Here is a 17,619-nt window from a genome sequence, read left to right as displayed (position 1 = left end):
CATGATCATTAATGAATTTTTAAAGTATAGCTTAAATAACCCCCTATATATACCGTATTAGTTATAACTTACGGAATAGCTGTTTGTTGTAAAATTCAACCCTGCACCATTGGTTCCGTAGGATGAGGTGATCTCAAAACCAAATTGCACATTACCTAAAGTAATATTACCAAACCAGCCCTTGCCCTTTATCCAGTTTTGAATTGCTTTCACATCAACTGTACCTGAGTTTGTTTTACTCGTTCTTAAAAACGAAAAAACGTCATTGCTTCCGTTGTTACCCCTGAAAACGTTCCAGGTTTGACCTCCGATCGATAAATTGGTATATACTGGTACCGGGTTACCCGCGGCGCTCCAGTTATATGATATTGGTTTAACATTTCCGCTACCATCGGTATTACCTGTATAATTCATCCATAACATGGTTTCATAAAGATTATTACTATCCCATATATCATATGTAGCCTCCCATGCGCCACTGGATGGCATGGTCACATTGAAACTGCTGGTACAGCTGTTCAAACTGCTGAGCGCTACCCCCACATATTTGGTCGAATTGGGATAAGACTTAATACCTCCTGTGTTAGGATGATTGGCCCATATTCCCCAGTTGCTATAAGAGTTGGCCCAAATGCTTTGCGAACCAGCTCCACTGCCCCAAATATTATTATACACAGTATATCCACCGTTTTGCCAGGAAGCATACTGAGCCGAGGAAGACCAATTGGCTTCAACCTGCCCATTGACCATTGCTGGTTCTACATTAGTTTTTTTACACGCAGTAGCAGTAAATAATGCCGCTATTAGCAGCATACAAAGAGTTTTTTTCATAAAGTAATTTTGAGGTATTAATTAATTGGTTAATTAATACCAAATATATATGGCCGAAACGCCTTGAGGTTTGTACCAGTTTCTCAATTATTTACACTAATATCTCCGAATGCCTCTTTTATAATATATAACTATTGGTTTCTTCCAAAGTCCAACACCCAGTAGTCATCTAATCTTGCGGCGCCCATGTCTAAGTAAAGTGTATCCATCATGGCCTTGCAATGTTCTTCGCTATTCTTCCAGCCATTAACCACTGTGGCAATGGTTGTATATCCACGTGCGATGTTTTCACCAACATATAAACCTGTGTAACCCGCTTTTTGAGCTCTTAAAATAGGGAATGAGCCATCGGGCGCAATGTGGCTGAAATAGTTATTGCTCACCATATCCTTTACATGCTGATCGGCTGCGGTTGCTAAGGAGGCATTCCACTTTAATTCTCCAACCGGCGGCATGTATATGTCACCACATGTACATCCCTCGTGTCTTAATTTATTTACGGCAGCCAACATTCCCTCCCGTATGTCGTTTTGAGGCGACTCTGTTTTCGAGCAACCTGTAAGGATAATAAGACATAACATTAAAACGGGAACATTCAATATATTCTTCTGAGACATTGCTGTAAACTTCTGATAGGCAGGTAAAATTAGATATACTTTTTTGAATAATTCAACACAACAAAACCTCTGACGAAAAATAGAAATATTATAATAAGCTGAAAATAAACAAGTTAAAATAACATTAACATTTGTGGGTGTATATATATACATTAATGACCAGCTGTCTGTGTAATTTTATTTCCAACCAAGCTACCTGGGATTTTAATTGTTACCAGGGCAGGATAAACCAATTATAACATCAGGTTCACAGCCTATTTATTTTTTACCGGAATCAGCCTACAACAATATTGCTGGTATAAAGCAATACGCATTCATCATAGAAAAGCATCAGACATGGACATCAATTCTTCAAAATCAGAAACACATCTGCGCTTTGATCATGAAGCCGGCATGCGCAATTACAAATCCAGTACAAAAGCCGTGTTGCATTTTATTGAAACCCATCCACAACAAAGCCTGTTCGTTAAAAACATGTTTATGGATACGTACGACCTTATCCATTCTGCATGTGGTGACGACGGCTTTGAAGACGCGGCATCAAAAAAACCAGATATCATTATAATTGATGTTTCTGCGCAACATATCAATGGGATTGCATTATGTAAAAAGCTTAAAGATGACGCCAGAACCTGTCATATTCCAGTGGTGTTACTCACTGATAACACATCGGACCAGCAAATACTAGAAGGATTGGAATGCGGTTGTGACGATTATATATCAAAAACATTATCATCGTATATCCTGCCTGTAAAAATCAAAAATCTGATCAATACACGCAGGATATTAAGCAGAAACTTCTTAAATGAACATGGCTATGATATAATCCCCGCAGACATTAAATTCATTAAAAAGGCCTATCGGATTGTTGAGGAAAACATTGATGATTCGACTTTTGGAGTAAATGATTTTGCCAAAGCCATTGGAATGAGCAGAGCGCAGCTTTACCGGAAAATTGATAGCATATCAGGTCAGTCAGTCAAAGAGTTTATCCGCATCATCCGTTTGAAAAAAGCAGCCGAAATGCTTATCAAAACGAGCTATAATATCTCAGAAATTGCATATAAGGTTGGGTTTAATTCTATTGCTTATTTTACCAAATCTTTCAGTAACCTTTATGGTTTGGCTCCTTCAAAATATATTTCCGGGTATGATACCGGGGCAATTTACATAAATCACTAACCAACGGCAATTCATACTGATTAGTCCTATTAGAATTTAAAAGGAATTTTTAGACAGGCACTACTTATTATCAATCATTTTAAACATACTCCGGCTTATTCTTTGCAGGATGGTGGCCTCTTGTGTTATGATCTCGGCATCAGCCATCATCCCCTGTTTAAGATGGATCGGTCTTTTCATATCCGATGCGTTTCGTATTTTAAAATCAACTTTAGAAACAAAAACACTGTCTTTGTATGGGACATCTGCAATATAACTTATTTTACCCCGGATCATGCCATACTCCTCAAAGGGAAAACTTCTTAGTTTTACCAATACTTCCTGTCCTTCTTTGATCTTACCCATATTATCCTGAGGGATGGACATTTGCCCAAAAAATGCTTCATTGCCCGGATTTATGTAAAAAACTTCCTGACCCAGGTTAAGTACCTGGTTTTCTTGAACAATCCCTGCGTACGAGAGTTTGCCCGACTGAGCTGCTATTAAAATATATTTGCTTTTCCAATCTTCGGCCTGACTGATCAGGCTGTTGAGCGCTTGTAAAAATTTAGCCTTTTCTTCCCTGATCTGGTTATCCAACTCCAATATTTCCTTTTCCTTGGCAGAGTAATTGTTATTAGCAGAGATCAAAGCCGATTCGGTTTGCACCAAAGGGGATTTTTGCGACAGATATTTACTTTCCTGTTGACGCAGTTCGGCGGGGGTCTCAACCCTCTCCTTCTCCAGTTTTTTATGCATTTTGTAATCATCATCAGCAATAACAAAACTGCGCTGCTGAATTTGCTTTTGCTGATTTAATTGTTCAACTTGTTTGGCCAGATCCAAAAGATCATTTTGCAGAAAACCCTTCTTTTTTAAATAAAACCCGTCATTAATAGCCGATTTATAATTCAAATATTCCTGGTAAAAAATCTGATAAGCCGATTGCAGCTCGCCAAACTGAATATTATCAGATTGCGAAAAAAGCACCTGGCTAACCGGTTTGTTTTGCAATACCTGCGTTTGCAATTCTTTTAAATTTATGGCCAGGCGCCAAATTTTATCGTGATCACCTGTACTTTCCATGTAGGCTAATGCCTGTCCTGTAACAACGGTGGCATTTTCTTTCGCCAATAGTTTGATCAATTTCCCGGATACTTTAGCAACCACGGGTTTTGGTGAATTTGGTGATTCTATTTTAAGCTTTGTTTTAACAATGTCTGGATATTTTATCAACGCCGACAGGGAAACTATCAGTATCAGAATACCAAAAAACAGGGTGATACCCCAGCGTAATATCCACGAGGGTACAGTAGTAATAATATCCTGCATATCGTCGGTATGTCTGACAGGTTCGTTATTGCTTATATGGGCTATTGGCATGGTTGTTATTATTATGATTTCACTGATGATGAACAAGATTTAAGGATGATTTATAATCTAAATTTTTGTAATCTGCACATCTGATCTTAAGTCCCCAATTCCAATTGATTTCTAACTAATTTATAATAATCACCTTTAAGCGCGGTTAACTGATGATGTGTTCCCTGTTCAATGATACGCCCATTATCCAATACGATAATATTATCGGCGTTGCTCACCGTACTTAGCCGATGGGCTACAATGACCACGGTACGTCCTTCAAAAAATTCATTCAGGTTATTCATGATCACCCTTTCATTATTGGCATCTAATGCGTTGGTGGCCTCATCGAAAAATATATAATGCGGATCTTTGTAAACAGCACGGGCGATCAGCATCCGCTGGCGTTGTCCCTGGCTGATGCCATTTCCTTCAGAACCTATTTTGGTATTCAGACCTAAAGGAAGCCCGTCAATAAAGTCCTGAATGTTGGCTATTTTTATGGCATGTCGCAATTTAGCTTTATCCGGATAATCATCACCTACGGCGATGTTGCGTTCTATGGTGTCGGAAAAAATAAACCCATCCTGCATAACAACACCGCATCCGCTGCGCCAGGTTTTAAAACCAATATTACTGATCTGTTGCCCACCAACTTTAATATCTCCTTTTTGGGGTTCATAAAAGCGCAGGAGTAGTTTTAATATGGTTGTTTTTCCGCTGCCACTCATGCCTACTATGGCCGTAGTTTTACCCTCAGGAATGACCATGTCTATATTTTCCAATACCGGCTCGTTCCCGGCACCGGGATACCGAAAAGTGAGATTGCTAATGGATAAACTTTTATTTTCTGGAAGGGAATGACTCCATTCCCTGTCTACGGGTTCCTCATCATCCATCTGGTGAATTTCGTTCAAACGTTCCAGACTGATCTTGGCATCCTGGAACCCCTGGATAAAGCCTAATAATTGTTCAATAGGACTATTTAACTGGCCAACAATATATTGCACAGCAACCATGGCTCCTAAAGTTAAATTGCCGCTGATCACCGCTTCGGCGCTTAAAAAAGTGATCAGTATATTTTTGCCTTCGTTAATAAAGGTAGCCCCGCCCTGCTGATATTGACTCAGGGCAAGGGTTTTCACATTGAACTTAAACAAACGCGCCTGAATGTGTTCCCATTCCCATCGTTTCTGCTGTTCGCAGTTGTTTAGTTTGATTTCCTGCATGCCACTTATCAGCTGCACTATACTGCTCTGGTTTTTGGCCGATACTTCAAAACTTTTATAATTAAGCGTCCTGCGTCGTTTTAAAAAAAGCACTATCCATGCAGTATATAATATACTGCTAACAGCGAATACAAAGAATATCGTTACGTTGTAATAAGCCAGCACCACCGAAAAAATGAACAGGTTAAACATGGAGAATATGGTACTTAATGTGGATCCTGTTAAAAAGCTTTCGATTCTTTTTTGGTCACTCATGCGCTGCATAATGTCACCGGTCATTTTGGTATCAAAAAAACTCATGGGCAGTTTCATCAACTTGATCAAAAAATCGGTAAGGATGGACACATTTACCCGGGTGCTGATATGCAGCAATATCCATGATTTGATAAAGTCGACGCTGACCCGGCCTATGATGAGTGCTATTTGCGCAAAAAGAATGATGTAAATGAAATTAAGATTGCGGGTATTGATACCAATATCAACTATTGACTGTGTTAAGAAAGGAGCAATAAGCTGTAACAAACTGCCAATACCCAGGCCAAACAGTAGTTGGATAACCAGCTTGCGGTAAGTAATAAGGTATCGTAACAGGAACGACCATCTGATTTCGCTGCCTTTTTCGTCTTCCTGCTCATAAAAGACTGGTGTAGGCGAAAGTAAGAGGGCAATTCCCTCGGTACTTTCTTTGTCACTTTCCCAATTACGATTAAAATCGGCTTCGCTTAAAGCTATTAAACTGTCGGCAGGATCAGCTAAATAGTATTTATGGTTTTTGATCTTATACAATACTACGAAGTGATTTTGCCGCCAATGAAGGATACAAGGCAGTTCGGCGTCTTTTAGTTGGACAGCATTTAGCTTGACACCTATAGACCGAAAGCCGATTTTTTCGGCAGCATCACTGATACCTAATAAGGATACTCCTTCTTTATTGATCTCGCAAAGCCGCCTTAGGGTTTGTATCGTAAAATTACGACCATAATGCTTGGTGATCATCCGCAGGCAAGTAGGACCGCAGTCCATTTGGTCAGGTTGCTTATAATGAGGAAAAGACATAGTAGATAGTTTGCCTATAAACTTAAATGTTTGTTAGTACAAAATAGAAATTTAACTCATAATAAGATTGTTTTTTTTGCGCCGATCAATTTTTTTCGATAAATACTATATTGGCCCGTTATACCGGTAACGGTATCTATCTACCCGGCATCTATATTTATTTTCTCTTTTATATGTAATGGTTTGTAATGCACCAGCAGCTCTCCATTGCTATTACTGCTTGCTTTTTGTAAAAGACGTCCATTAACAGAAATCACATACAGCGTGTTGGGACTTAGCTGACTGATGAGATAAGTAAGTGGTGTTGGTGATAGCTTGATTATGCTCTGCTGCCACTCTATTTTCTTTTTCCCCCAATTATTTAGCTTTAATGTAAAGGGCTTATCTGTGGTAATCTGCAGTGCTGCGTGTGGATTGTCGCCATTAAAATAGGACAATTGATTAACAGTGGCGTTAAAACCAAAATTTTCAGGGCTTATCACCTTAAATGTTTTGTTGGATACAGAGTAACTATCGTTATCCAGATTTATGGTTAAGCGCTGGCCTCTGAAATTATATTTCAGTTGGGTACCCGCCAGCTCCGGCGTGATATGAGGCTCGAGATAAAAGCGGTTGTACAAAGGGCTTACACCATATATAGCCTGGTATAAACCCACGATGGAAAGGCTGTTACCTGATAATATATCATCGCCCCGGCCATCCTGTTTCAAACGGCCATACCGCTGGTAAGCCAACCCGTCTTTACCATATTGCGCCAATACATTTTTTACATATTTAATGGCTATAGCAGGGTTATAGCCTGCGTAGGCTTTAACCCCTAAAGATCCCCATGATAAAAACAGATCACCGTTTTCATATTCAGGAAACGGGAACTGATATTCCTTTCCTTCGTCGGGGGTGTAAGAGGTCATGGCTAATGGCCAGAAGAAAAGTTTTTCCCGCTGCATTTGTGCTTCTATATTATCCAGTATAAGCTTTTGCCGGGGGCGATCTTCACAAATACCGTAGGCGATGGCCATAAAATTAACCGGGGTAACCATATTACGGCCATGTATGGTGTTATCCTTATCCCGCCAGTGAACGTAACATTTCTTTTCTTCATCCCAAAAACCACCCGCAGTGGTGGGTTTATTGAAACTTACTTTGAGTTTTGCCGCGAAGGCTTCATATTGACCCGCTTTAACCGAATTGTGAAGCAAACGTTCTACGGTTGCCCATTTTACCAGGGCGTGATAAAGTTTGGCATTCACAAAAGCATTTTCATAGGATGCCCAAATGATATCTATCCAGTCGCTACTTTGTTTTTGCCCTGTAACATTGGTCATCATTTCAACCAGGCCATTGCCGTTGCTGTCTCTTTTCAGGATCCAGTCCAAGGCCTTTTCGCAGGAAAGCTGGTGCGTTTTTACCCATTTTTGATCACCGGTCATGTCATATAATTCGGCCACATTGGTAACAAAATCCGGATTTGAATCCATTAGTATACCCCATTGGGCTTCATAAAAACCATCTTTGTTCCACTGGTTGGGCATGGCATCTTCATTGGTATATGCCCAGCGCGGATAAACCCGTCCATCAGGCTTTATCGCGTGATCCCGGTAAAAATCAAGACAGCTTTCATATCCGTTAAGATAATTGGGGTCGTTAATACCTAAGCCTAGTTGGCCAATATATTGTTCGTGCAGGCATATCGGGCCATAGGGTGTTGCCCAACTATTTCCACCAAAATGGAGTGAATCAATAACACCAATGCGGGCAATTGTACCCAATACAGCATTCATCTGATCACCGTTTATACCCACAAGTTTACCCCTGCCATACTTTTCATGATAATCAAAATAGCTGAATGTTAAACTTTGCGCGCTTTTGCCACTGGTTATATTAAAAGGAGCCCATACATCTGTAGCTTTCCTGATAAACCGCCGTCGGTTGGTTCCACTATCTGTGCGGGGTAGCATTTCCTGATCAGCAACAGTAATGGTATAAGCCAATTTGTCTTCGTTGGTACGTGTGTACTTCATTGCTACCTCTTTACCAGGCGCATCCAAAGTAATGTTTAACCCATTCCCGGTCTTACTGTTCCAAAAGCTTGATGACCGGGTATGAACGCCATAGGTACATAGTTTTTCATTAAACAGGTAAAACCAGGCAATACCACCATAGCCCTGGTAAGCACCTTCCCAGGTGTTGATATTATCAAAATTAATAACAGGCATAGCTGTCTCTTCTACCTTCACCCCTTTTGAAAAAGATCTTTCAATACCCCATTTAATGCCATCCTTTTGTTTCAGGAAGATCCAATTTTCATTAATGGTCAGCCCTTCACCACCATAGCTGATTCCACTGATCCGGATGCCAGCCGTAGAACGTGTTAATACCGGTTTGCCTTTCAAATGCAAAGAAGAATAAGTGATGCTGCCAACCTTTACCGATGTAAAGGCACCATCCACTCCGCTAACCACCTTTTGCCCATTAACAATAAGCGAAGTAATGCTGGCTTTATCCCCATAGTTAATTATCATTGACATATGAGCATTACTTAAGGTGATCGATTTGTCTTCTTCCATTGTCGTTTTCGCCATGCTGCGGGTAAACGAAAAAACGAACAGGGAATAAATGAAAAGAATTTGTATTTTTTTGATGAACATAAGGTTACAACTTTAAAATTCAAGACTTTTTGATGGCAGAAAGATCAAAAAGAATAGTATTCATTTGGGGCTTTAAGCGGAACAAAACCCCGTTCCCTGGTTCTGAAAAACTACCTTTGATCGGTTTAAAAATATATTCCATACCTTCAAAACCGCACTCGATCTGGTTATCAGTCATTTTTTCAAAAGGTAATTTTGCATCTGTAGCGGTAGTCATATCAAAATACCAAGTATAGGGATGGTCGCTAGTTAAGCTCATTTTCAGTTGTTTTTCATCCATATCCATCTCAAAAGATCCCTTGACAGATGTTAATGGCCAGGATACATGTAAGTGACCGGATTGAGTTTGGCTGTATACCGGATCTTTCCCCTTTATCAATACTTCCTGACCGTCAACTAATACTTTTAACCTTAAGCCAGCTATTTGATTAGGCTTGCTCCAAATATACCCATCGATTACCGGTAAGGTAAAAAAGGAGCATTCATTAGATGTCGCTACCTGTTTGGTATAAACAGAGGGAAAGCTTTCATCAAAAAGATGCAGATCGCGAATACGAAGATTACCATTTTCCCATAGCAGATTGATCCGGTAAAAACGGCTATTGAACCACACTGTTTTAAGGTCACTGCCTTCGATATCCTTACTTACTGCAAATGAAGTAGCCGGGGTAACTTTATATTTTTCTTTAAACCAGCGCCCGGATGTTTCCATAGTTTCAACCCTGATCTTATGCTCATCCCTCAACCGGGCCAGTAAAGGCATCTGGATCTCGAACCCCTTAGCCATAGCGTCCCAGGTAAAAGAATTTTCCTGCCCCACCTGTGTATAGTTAAACCCAAGGCACTTATCTTCTGTAAACGATTTTAAGAACCAGTTGACCCAGGTAGAATCCCCTCCGCCGAATTTATAAACGGGCTCTAATGTTACCACGCCCTGTCGGGTTGTACCCAGGCCGTTATCATACTGGCGTATAGGATCGGATCCCAGCATCCGGAAGATCGGCACCGGGATCTGATTCTTTTCGTTTTGGGCAGGCATATATGAGTTGATCTTACTTGGATAATAAGCCTGGTTCCAATAACCGCCCCACAAAGTATAGCCATCTGTACCGTATTGATCTTTACAATTGCTGGAGGCAACAATGTGGTACTTTTGATACATGTAATTCAAACTATAACTGTCGATGAACCAGGAACCCACCGATTTGGGGTAATATCCAAAGATCTTTTTAAATTCGGTCATGTACACATCGATCAGTTTTTCACGCTCCTTTGGTGTGTAACCGGTTGAGAAACCAATATTAGCACGCCAATCCCAGGGATATCGTCCGCGCCATTGTAATCCGGCCTTCTCTACCTGGGGTTGGGGAATTTCCCACCAAGCTCCTATCTCAAAAGAGTCGCGGGGTAAAGTCTTCAGTAGTTTTTGATATCTGGGATTAATAAGGGCGTCATATTGTAATAAAAAGGTGCCTCCGAGCTTGTATTTTTTCATGATCTCCACTTGCTTAACCACAGTCTGATACAACACATCCTCTGTAATCGCTGCATCACGGGGTTCCAGTAAACGTATAAAATTGACGATATTGACAATCCGGGGCGTTGGCTGATCTTCTGGGGGCGTTATTTCCTGTTTATTCTGACTGTGAAAAGAGCTTAGCGTGCAAATGCACATCAATCCAATGATGATAGATCCTCCAAAAACTTTGCTGATGGTGTTTTTCATTAAAATAGATTACGGAATAGCCTTACGATGGAAGTTTTCAATTCAGTCTCTAAAACAGAGATATGAGTCAACTTCATCGTATAGCATTATAATGGTTTAAGCTAATGTAGCCATAGCTCAAGGATCCACTATCCCTGTCTGTCTTTTCAGGAGGTCAGCTTTTTACTGTATGGTATGTTTTGGTAAATTGATAGATCAGATCGTTCTCTGCTTACTACCGCCAATAAAATAATATACGGGTATACCGGCAAGCGCAATGATCAGCCCTGGCCAGGTGTATTGAGGTTTATACTTAATGAGGAGCAGACAGAATGCCAGCCCCATGATCATGTAAATAAATGGTAAAACGGGGTATCCAAAAGCTCTATATGGCCGTTCAGCACCGGGCATTTTTTTGCGCAATATAAATATACCACCAATGGTCAATACATAAAATACAACCACTACAAATGATATCATATCCAACAGATCGCCATATTTGCCGCTTAGGCTCCATAAACAGGCAAAAATGCATTGCAGCCATAAGCCAAATCCGGGGACTGCATTTTTATTAAGTGTACCTACCCGCTTAAAAAACAATCCGTCTTTAGCCATTGAATAGTATACACGGGCGCCCGACATGATAAGGCCATTATTGCAGCCAAAGGTGGATACCATGATGAGCAAGGCTATAATTATGGTACCAGAGCTTCCAAAGATCTGCTGTGACGCGGTAACACCTACCCTATCTTTTTCTGCCACAGCAATATCATGCAACGACAGAACGCCTGTATACATAATATTGGTTAAAATGTATATTACGGTAACAATGAGCGTACCCAGGGCTAGACTTAAGCCAATATTCCTTTTCGGATTTTTTATTTCGCCAGCAATAAAAGTTACGTTGTTCCAGGAGTCGCTGCTGAATATGGAGCCCACCATAGCAGATGCAATAGCACCCAGTGCGGCTATTGTGGTATACGATGCGATAGATCCGTCAGTTTTTAAACGGTGTATGCTCCAGGCATCATGCCAGTTGCTGTTCCATACAGAAGCCTTTAGGGCAAACAAGCCAAAAACAATTAAACCCAATAAACTAAGCAGTTTAGCCATAGTGAATATGGTTTGCACTATTTTACCGCTATTGATACCCCGGGTATTGATATAGGTTAACAGCACAATAACCAAAATAGAAAGCAATTGGGCAGGCGATATGGTTATAAAACCAAGATCAATGGCCACCAGGTCCTCACTGATCTGCGGCAGCAGGTAAGCCGTAAACTTCGCGAAGGCAACACCAACCGCTGCTATGGTGGCAGTTTGTATCACCGTAAAAAAGCTCCATCCATACAAAAAACCAACTAGGGGGCTGTAGGCTTCTTTTAGATAAACATATTGGCCGCCGGCCCTGGGGAACATAGCGCTTAATTCGCCATAGCTCAGGGCCGCTGTCAGGGTCATAAAGCCGGTGATGAGCCAAACTAATATCAACCAGCCTGCACTGCCTACGTTACGGGTAATATCCGCACTTACAATAAAAATTCCCGAACCGATCATGCTACCGGCTACCAGCATAGTAGCATCAATCAGCCTTAGTGATGGTTTAAACGAGGTGCTGTTATCCATATAACTAAACGGTCAGTGTTTTAATGAGGGATGATGATTAGTATAGTGTTATTTATTAAAATCATAGAATTTCCAGCTGGTAGTAAAATCTTTATTTAAAGATTGATTGATTAGCGTGGCCCTTAACATTTCAACAGGAATAAGATTTTCTTTGATAACCGCATCATGAAATTGCTTATAGCTCATTTTACCACTATCCACCATCTCTTTTTTAAGTTCCATGAGTTGCAGACCTCCCAACAAATAAGCCACCTGGTAAAGCGGACTATAATCGCCCTTGAATGATCTTCTTACCTCACCTTCGGCGTTGGCCCTTTCATGCCCAACCCTGTCTACCAAAAAGTCAATGCATTGTTGTGGTGTCCAGTTACCTAAATGATAATTGAGTGAGAATATGATCCTTGCACAGCGGTGCATCCGCCAAAACAGCATACCAACTCTTTCTTCAGGTGTTTTAGCAAAACCTTTATCATAGAGCAGCAACTCCCAGTATAATGCCCATCCCTCTATGGCAAAAGGAGTGGTAAAATCCTGACGGTATGCTTTGTACCGGCTATTCATAAAATATTGAAGGTTATGACCCGGGATAAGCTCATGCTGTACCGTTCCCCTGGAAAAATAAGGGTTATTACCGCGCATGCTCATCAACCTGTCCTGTAGCTGCATAGTGTTGGTCGGGTACGAAATACTGATCTCCTTCCCTCCTGTAAAAAAAGGGTTTACCAACTGCCTTTCCGGCGACATCATCACCATTCCCCAGGTTTCTTCAGCAAGCGGTGGTATGGTTATCAGGTCACGCTCTTTAATAAAGCTGATAGCGTCATTATACAACTTCACGATCAACTCCGGTTGATGCCCTACAGGCACATAACTGTTTTTTACCTTTTCGAGCGCCTTTTTCCAATCGTTGCCAAAGCCCATTTCCTGCGATGCCTTCAGCATTTCCTTATCGCACCAGGCAAACTCTTTGTTCGCCAGTTTAATCAACTCTTCGGGAGTATAGGGTATCATTTCGGCCTGTAACTGATTGATCAATTCCTGCCTGCCAATCGGCACTCCTTTTATACCACTGCTATCTGGCTTTTGAGTAGTGTTAATTTTGCCTTTACTCAAAGCAAGGTCACTATATTTTTGCAATGCTTTATCCAGGGCCTTGTATGGTTCGGGCACCCACCAGGTAAAATTGGGGTCGAAGGTATTGTAAAAATTATAAAAATCCTTTAACCTGCCTTTTAAGCCCAGTAATGCATCCTTGGTCATTTTTGCCAGAGGCATATCTAAACCAGGGAGATTATGATAGGCCAGGGAGTCCGTTTTTAGTTCTTTTAGTATATTATTAAGTTCATCAGCTACCTTTTCACCCTCCACGTAACTGCCGCGACGCCGTTTTTGTTCCAGCGCATAGACCCCATCAGCAAATGAAATATATTTAGTGATCTGGTTATACTGTTCATCTTCTTTTTTTAAACCAAGCAATTCAAAATTGATCTTCTTTTTAAGCAGTATATAATCAACCTTACCATATATACTCAGTGCAGAAAAGTCCGTTTGATCAAGCTGTTTTAAATAATCGTTATTAACTTCTGTCAATCTTTTCCGCTGTTCGGGCGAATTGAGCACATCAATTTTATACTGATATTCGGCATGCTCGTTAACGCTATATGGGGAGTAGAAATCTTTGATAGCGCTAATATCCTGCCCATACCGGATAACCAAGCCGGCCGTTTCGCTGGTTTGTTCGTAAAGATTATTGGGGGTTTGCGCCTTACCCTTAAAGGCCGTTATAGTTAAACAAAGTGTAATTAGAAGTATGAAATAGCTTTTGGTAAGAGTTGTAAACACTGTTTATTTATTAAAGGGTAAGGTGAACGCAAATTTTTCTCTGGCGATTATTAGCTGGCGGCCCTGTTCAGGCTTATCAGGTTATTGTTATAAGTATCCATGTAGCCGCGTGGTGAACTACCGATAACGTACTTAAACACCCGGTTAAAATTTGTTATGCTGTTGAACCCGCATTTGTAGGCAATGGAGTTGATGCTTTCGAATTTATGGGCGATGAGTTTTTTACAGGCTTCATTGATCCTGATCTCATTTAGAAATGATACAAAAGTATGACCGGTATGCTTTTTAAAATAGCGGCAAAATGATTCCGGCGTCATATAGGCTACCTTGGCTACGTCCTCCAGTGTAATGGGATCACTGTAATGCAGCATGATAAAATTATAGATCTTCCCTATGCGTATGCCCTCGTTTTCGGTGATGCCCGGGAGGTTGCCATAGGTGGATAATGGATCCAATTTATCTTTGATGTTAGTTAATCCCTTAAGCAGATATAAAAACTGCACAAGCTGATCGGAGCCTGAAGCATTTTTTAGGGTGGTCATTATTTGTGAGATTTCATCGGCATTATCAACAGGAACTTTGAACCCCTGCTGGTGCTGCTGCATAAAGATCCTGCCATGGGTCATCTCCGGCAGATCAAAAAAAGAGGCCAGAGTCCCCTCCGGGTCAAAAAATATAGTTAACGCTTCTACTTGTTTATTGGTGTTCTGAGCAAAATATTCAGGATTACTTTTAAATACATGAGGCAAGTTGGCGCCTAAAAAAAACACATCCCCTGCCGAATAATCATGCATATTATTTCCAGCTATCAAAGTTCCCTCACCCTGTTTTATCCAGGTGATCTGGATCTCTTTATGCCGGTGTAGATATGGGTAATGATGGGGCAGACAAACTTTTTCTACTATCACACTTTTATCGTGGGGCAACGGGATGGTAAATTGTAAAACTTTCATCTTGATATGAATTAATTCTTCTTGAATTTACATTTACTTAACTTAAAAAACTAATAATTGAGCATAATAGGATAATATCCGGTTACTATTTGATAATTTATTGTGATAGGGAGATAAAAATTGCTTTAAAAATGGATCATCAATTTATTTTTAATTGTTAAATAAACAATTTTAAAATATGCACTACTGAATATCAAATACACCTGTTTATAACTGTTAATTAAACAATTATAAACAGGCTATTAACGGATACTTCCCCAATAAAAGTATAAATAGTAAGGATTTTTTGAATCTGCCTTACCGATCGGGAGCAAATTCATTGATATTGATGGATGTTGGTTTGCCCGAAATAACTTCAGTCACCAATAAACCTGTTGCAGCGCCTAAGCTTAAACCCATCATACCATGCCCGGTGGCTATGGTAAGGTTTGGGTACTTGTTACTGCGGCCAATATAAGGTAATCCATCGGCTGAGGATGGCCTAAAGCCAAACCATATATCTTTTTGCTGCGGAACGGCTGGCTTAAGTCCCGGAAAGTATTGAGGTACAGATTCTACTATACCCTTTACCCTATTCATATTCACCCGGTTATTGATCCGGTCAAGCTCCATGGTTCCGCCGTAACGTAAACCGCCGTTCATGGGCGTAATGGCAACCCTGGCTTCGGCCAGTAAGGCCGGGATCTGCATTACTTCGGCATCATCCTGAACATTAAAGGAGTAACCCTTGCCCGGCATCAGCAGAATTTTCAATCCTAACAATTTACCTATCGAGGGTGACCATGAGCCACCCGCCACTACGTATTCATCGGCTGTAAACTCTTCACCGGATGACCATACCCGGCTTACTTTGCCATTGGAAGTTTCAATTTTTGTAACCTCTTTATTGGTAATCAAGTTAACGCCTACAGTTCGTAAATACTTTAATAAAGCAGCCATTAACTTATTGGGCGAAAGATGAGCGTCGCAAGCATAATGTACAGCGCCTAATACATCCAGATTAAGCTTGGGTTGCAGCTTCATACAATCGGCCGGAGTAAGCATCTTCATATCTAACCCCAACTGTCGTCCTTTTTCGGCCATGTGAGCTTCTTCCTCCCCGGCTTTTTCGGTTTTATAAAACATCAGGATGCCTTTTTCAACCAGGTCAAATTCAAAATCCGGTTCTTTACTCAGCTCCTGATAAAGCTTTTTACTCAACAAGGAAAGTTCTGTTAAAGGAATAGCCGAGTTTTCTACATGCGCCGCATTGGCCTTTTTCAGAAATTTAAGCCCCCATGATATTAATTCCGGATTTAGCGAAGGTTTTACATAAAACGGACTTTTACTGCTAAACATCCAGCGGATACCCTGACTTACCATACCTGGTGTGGCCAATGGTATAAAATGGCTTGGTACAATCATACCGGCATTTCCGTAGGAGCAATTGTCGGTCATATCCCCTTTGTCAACCACGGTAACCTGGTGCCCGGCTTTATGTAAATAATAAGCAGAACTCAGGCCTACGATCCCGCCACCAATAATCAGCACTTTAGCCATAATGTATTTTGAACTATTAGATTTTTTTAAATAAAACAGGTTATATCACCTGGAAACCATGTGCATAAGGATCATCATCATCAATCTTGATGGTGTTGTAGCCATAAACTTTGGCCCAGCCTTCTACACTCGGAATAATGGCGTCAATATCATTGATTTTGACCACCTCTTCAACCCTACCCGTAAATTTACTGCCAATGATGCTTTCATGTATAAATGGCTGGCCAACCTGTAGTTTCCCCTTAGCATGCCATTGCGCCATACGGGCGGATGTACCGGTGCCACAAGGCGACCTGTCGATAGCCTTATCGCCATAGAATACGGCATTCCTGGCTGTGGCATCAGCAGATAATGTAGCCCCGGCCCAAAGGATATGCGTACAGGTATTGATGGTAGGATCCTGTGGATGCACAAACGTATATTTTTCATTGATACGTTTGCGCAACACCTGGCTCCAGGCAATCAATTGCCCGGCAGTATAATTTTCGATCCCACCGAAATTTGGTTGCGGATCAACTATAGCATAGTAATTTCCACCGTAGGATACATCAATAGTGAGCATACCCAAATCAGGGCACTCCACCTGCAGATCTGTGGCGGCAAGGTAAGCAGCCACATTTTTGAGCTTTACGGAGGTAACCTTTTTGCCTTCCTGCTTGTATTCAATTAAAACCAGGCCAGCAGGAGCTTCCATGCGGATAATGCCAGGCACTTTGGGTTGTATCAACCCCTCTTCCACAGCAATGGTAATGGTGCCGATAGTACCGTGGCCGCACATAGGTAAACATCCACTGGTTTCAATGAACAAAACCGCCACATCATTTTCGGGATCATGAGGTGGATACAGGATACTTCCCGACATCATATCATGCCCCCTGGGTTCAAACATTAAGCCCGTCCTGATCCAATCATATTCCTTCAAAAAATGCTGGCGCTTTTGGCTCATATTGTCGCCTTTCAGAGTTGGACCTCCCCCAGCCACCAACCTTACGGGGTTACCGCAGGTATGTGCATCTATACAGAAAAAAGTTTTACTGGCCATATGTTGTA

At 41.1% G+C, this 17,619-nt stretch carries 12 protein-coding genes; 1 reads left to right on the top strand and 11 read right to left on the bottom strand.

All coding sequences use genetic code 11. The features are described 5' to 3' along the window. Window positions 1-57 precede the first annotated feature (57 nt). Entirely contained in the window at window positions 58-831 is a 774-nt protein-coding gene (locus AC57BQ_RS07020; RefSeq protein ID WP_496405595.1) for a GH12 family glycosyl hydrolase domain-containing protein, read from the bottom strand. Window positions 832-962: 131 nt separating this feature from the next. After that, the gene (locus AC57BQ_RS07015) at window positions 963-1,343 is read right to left on the bottom strand and encodes a CAP domain-containing protein (RefSeq protein WP_496409461.1); all 381 of its coding nucleotides are present in this window, start codon (window positions 1,341-1,343) and stop codon (window positions 963-965) included. 441 nt (window positions 1,344-1,784) lie between these two features. Between AC57BQ_RS07015 and AC57BQ_RS07010 the strand changes: the two genes are divergently transcribed. Continuing rightward, the gene (locus AC57BQ_RS07010; protein WP_496405594.1) at window positions 1,785-2,630 is read left to right on the top strand and encodes a response regulator transcription factor; all 846 of its coding nucleotides are present in this window, start codon (window positions 1,785-1,787) and stop codon (window positions 2,628-2,630) included. Between the two features lie 60 nt (window positions 2,631-2,690). Here the strand turns inward: AC57BQ_RS07010 and AC57BQ_RS07005 are convergent, their stop codons facing one another. From AC57BQ_RS07005 to AC57BQ_RS06965, 9 genes are all read right to left on the bottom strand, one after another. After that, a complete protein-coding gene (locus AC57BQ_RS07005; protein WP_496405593.1) occupies window positions 2,691-3,992 on the bottom strand; it encodes an HlyD family secretion protein in 1,302 nt (433 codons plus the stop codon). An 86-nt stretch (window positions 3,993-4,078) separates the two neighbouring features. Continuing rightward, the gene (locus AC57BQ_RS07000; RefSeq protein ID WP_496405592.1) at window positions 4,079-6,256 is read right to left on the bottom strand and encodes a peptidase domain-containing ABC transporter; all 2,178 of its coding nucleotides are present in this window, start codon (window positions 6,254-6,256) and stop codon (window positions 4,079-4,081) included. 140 nt (window positions 6,257-6,396) lie between these two features. After that, on the bottom strand, window positions 6,397-8,838 hold the full coding sequence (locus AC57BQ_RS06995; protein ID WP_496405591.1) for a glucosidase family protein: 2,442 nt from the start codon (window positions 8,836-8,838) through the stop codon (window positions 6,397-6,399). Window positions 8,839-8,923: 85 nt separating this feature from the next. Then, window positions 8,924-10,630, bottom strand: a complete 1,707-nt coding sequence (locus AC57BQ_RS06990) for a DUF3863 domain-containing protein (RefSeq protein ID WP_496405590.1) — start codon at window positions 10,628-10,630, stop codon at window positions 8,924-8,926. A gap of 195 nt (window positions 10,631-10,825) precedes the next feature. Continuing rightward, window positions 10,826-12,235 carry an APC family permease gene (locus tag AC57BQ_RS06985; RefSeq protein ID WP_496405589.1) on the bottom strand — a complete coding sequence of 470 codons (1,410 nt, stop codon included), beginning with the start codon at window positions 12,233-12,235 and terminating at the stop codon, window positions 10,826-10,828. Between the two features lie 48 nt (window positions 12,236-12,283). After that, window positions 12,284-14,077 carry a DUF885 family protein gene (locus tag AC57BQ_RS06980; protein ID WP_496405588.1) on the bottom strand — a complete coding sequence of 598 codons (1,794 nt, stop codon included), beginning with the start codon at window positions 14,075-14,077 and terminating at the stop codon, window positions 12,284-12,286. A gap of 50 nt (window positions 14,078-14,127) precedes the next feature. Next, window positions 14,128-15,030, bottom strand: coding sequence for an AraC family transcriptional regulator (locus AC57BQ_RS06975; protein ID WP_496405587.1), 903 nt, complete (start codon window positions 15,028-15,030; stop codon window positions 14,128-14,130). Between the two features lie 297 nt (window positions 15,031-15,327). Further along, window positions 15,328-16,569 (bottom strand): NAD(P)/FAD-dependent oxidoreductase, encoded by a 1,242-nt coding sequence (locus tag AC57BQ_RS06970; RefSeq protein WP_496405586.1) that lies wholly within the window; start codon window positions 16,567-16,569, stop codon window positions 15,328-15,330. A 40-nt stretch (window positions 16,570-16,609) separates the two neighbouring features. Further along, window positions 16,610-17,611 (bottom strand): 4-hydroxyproline epimerase, encoded by a 1,002-nt coding sequence (locus tag AC57BQ_RS06965; protein WP_496405585.1) that lies wholly within the window; start codon window positions 17,609-17,611, stop codon window positions 16,610-16,612. Window positions 17,612-17,619 lie beyond the last annotated feature (8 nt).

The sequence above is a fragment of the Mucilaginibacter sp. BGA-UO-ETr-C110 genome (assembly GCF_059567985.1).
The sequence above is the reverse complement of the archived record's forward strand: the minus strand, read 5'-3'. Positions and strand labels throughout refer to the sequence as shown.

What these genes read in the sequence shown, in the direction of transcription:
- AC57BQ_RS07015 (WP_496409461.1), bottom strand. Translation starts at nt 1,343, where the DNA reads ATGTTGGCTGCCGTAAATAAATTAAGACACGAGGGATGTACATGTGGT.
- AC57BQ_RS06995 (WP_496405591.1), bottom strand. Translation starts at nt 8,838, where the DNA reads ATGGCGAAAACGACAATGGAAGAAGACAAATCGATCACCTTAAGTAAT.
- AC57BQ_RS07000 (WP_496405592.1), bottom strand. Translation starts at nt 6,256, where the DNA reads ATGTCTTTTCCTCATTATAAGCAACCTGACCAAATGGACTGCGGTCCT.
- AC57BQ_RS06965 (WP_496405585.1), bottom strand. Translation starts at nt 17,611, where the DNA reads ATGGCCAGTAAAACTTTTTTCTGTATAGATGCACATACCTGCGGTAAC.
- AC57BQ_RS07005 (WP_496405593.1), bottom strand. Translation starts at nt 3,992, where the DNA reads ATGCCAATAGCCCATATAAGCAATAACGAACCTGTCAGACATACCGAC.
- AC57BQ_RS06990 (WP_496405590.1), bottom strand. Translation starts at nt 10,630, where the DNA reads ATGAAAAACACCATCAGCAAAGTTTTTGGAGGATCTATCATCATTGGA.
- AC57BQ_RS07020 (WP_496405595.1), bottom strand. Translation starts at nt 831, where the DNA reads ATGAAAAAAACTCTTTGTATGCTGCTAATAGCGGCATTATTTACTGCT.
- AC57BQ_RS06970 (WP_496405586.1), bottom strand. Translation starts at nt 16,569, where the DNA reads ATGGCTAAAGTGCTGATTATTGGTGGCGGGATCGTAGGCCTGAGTTCT.
- AC57BQ_RS06985 (WP_496405589.1), bottom strand. Translation starts at nt 12,235, where the DNA reads ATGGATAACAGCACCTCGTTTAAACCATCACTAAGGCTGATTGATGCT.
- AC57BQ_RS06975 (WP_496405587.1), bottom strand. Translation starts at nt 15,030, where the DNA reads ATGAAAGTTTTACAATTTACCATCCCGTTGCCCCACGATAAAAGTGTG.
- AC57BQ_RS07010 (WP_496405594.1), top strand. Translation starts at nt 1,785, where the DNA reads ATGGACATCAATTCTTCAAAATCAGAAACACATCTGCGCTTTGATCAT.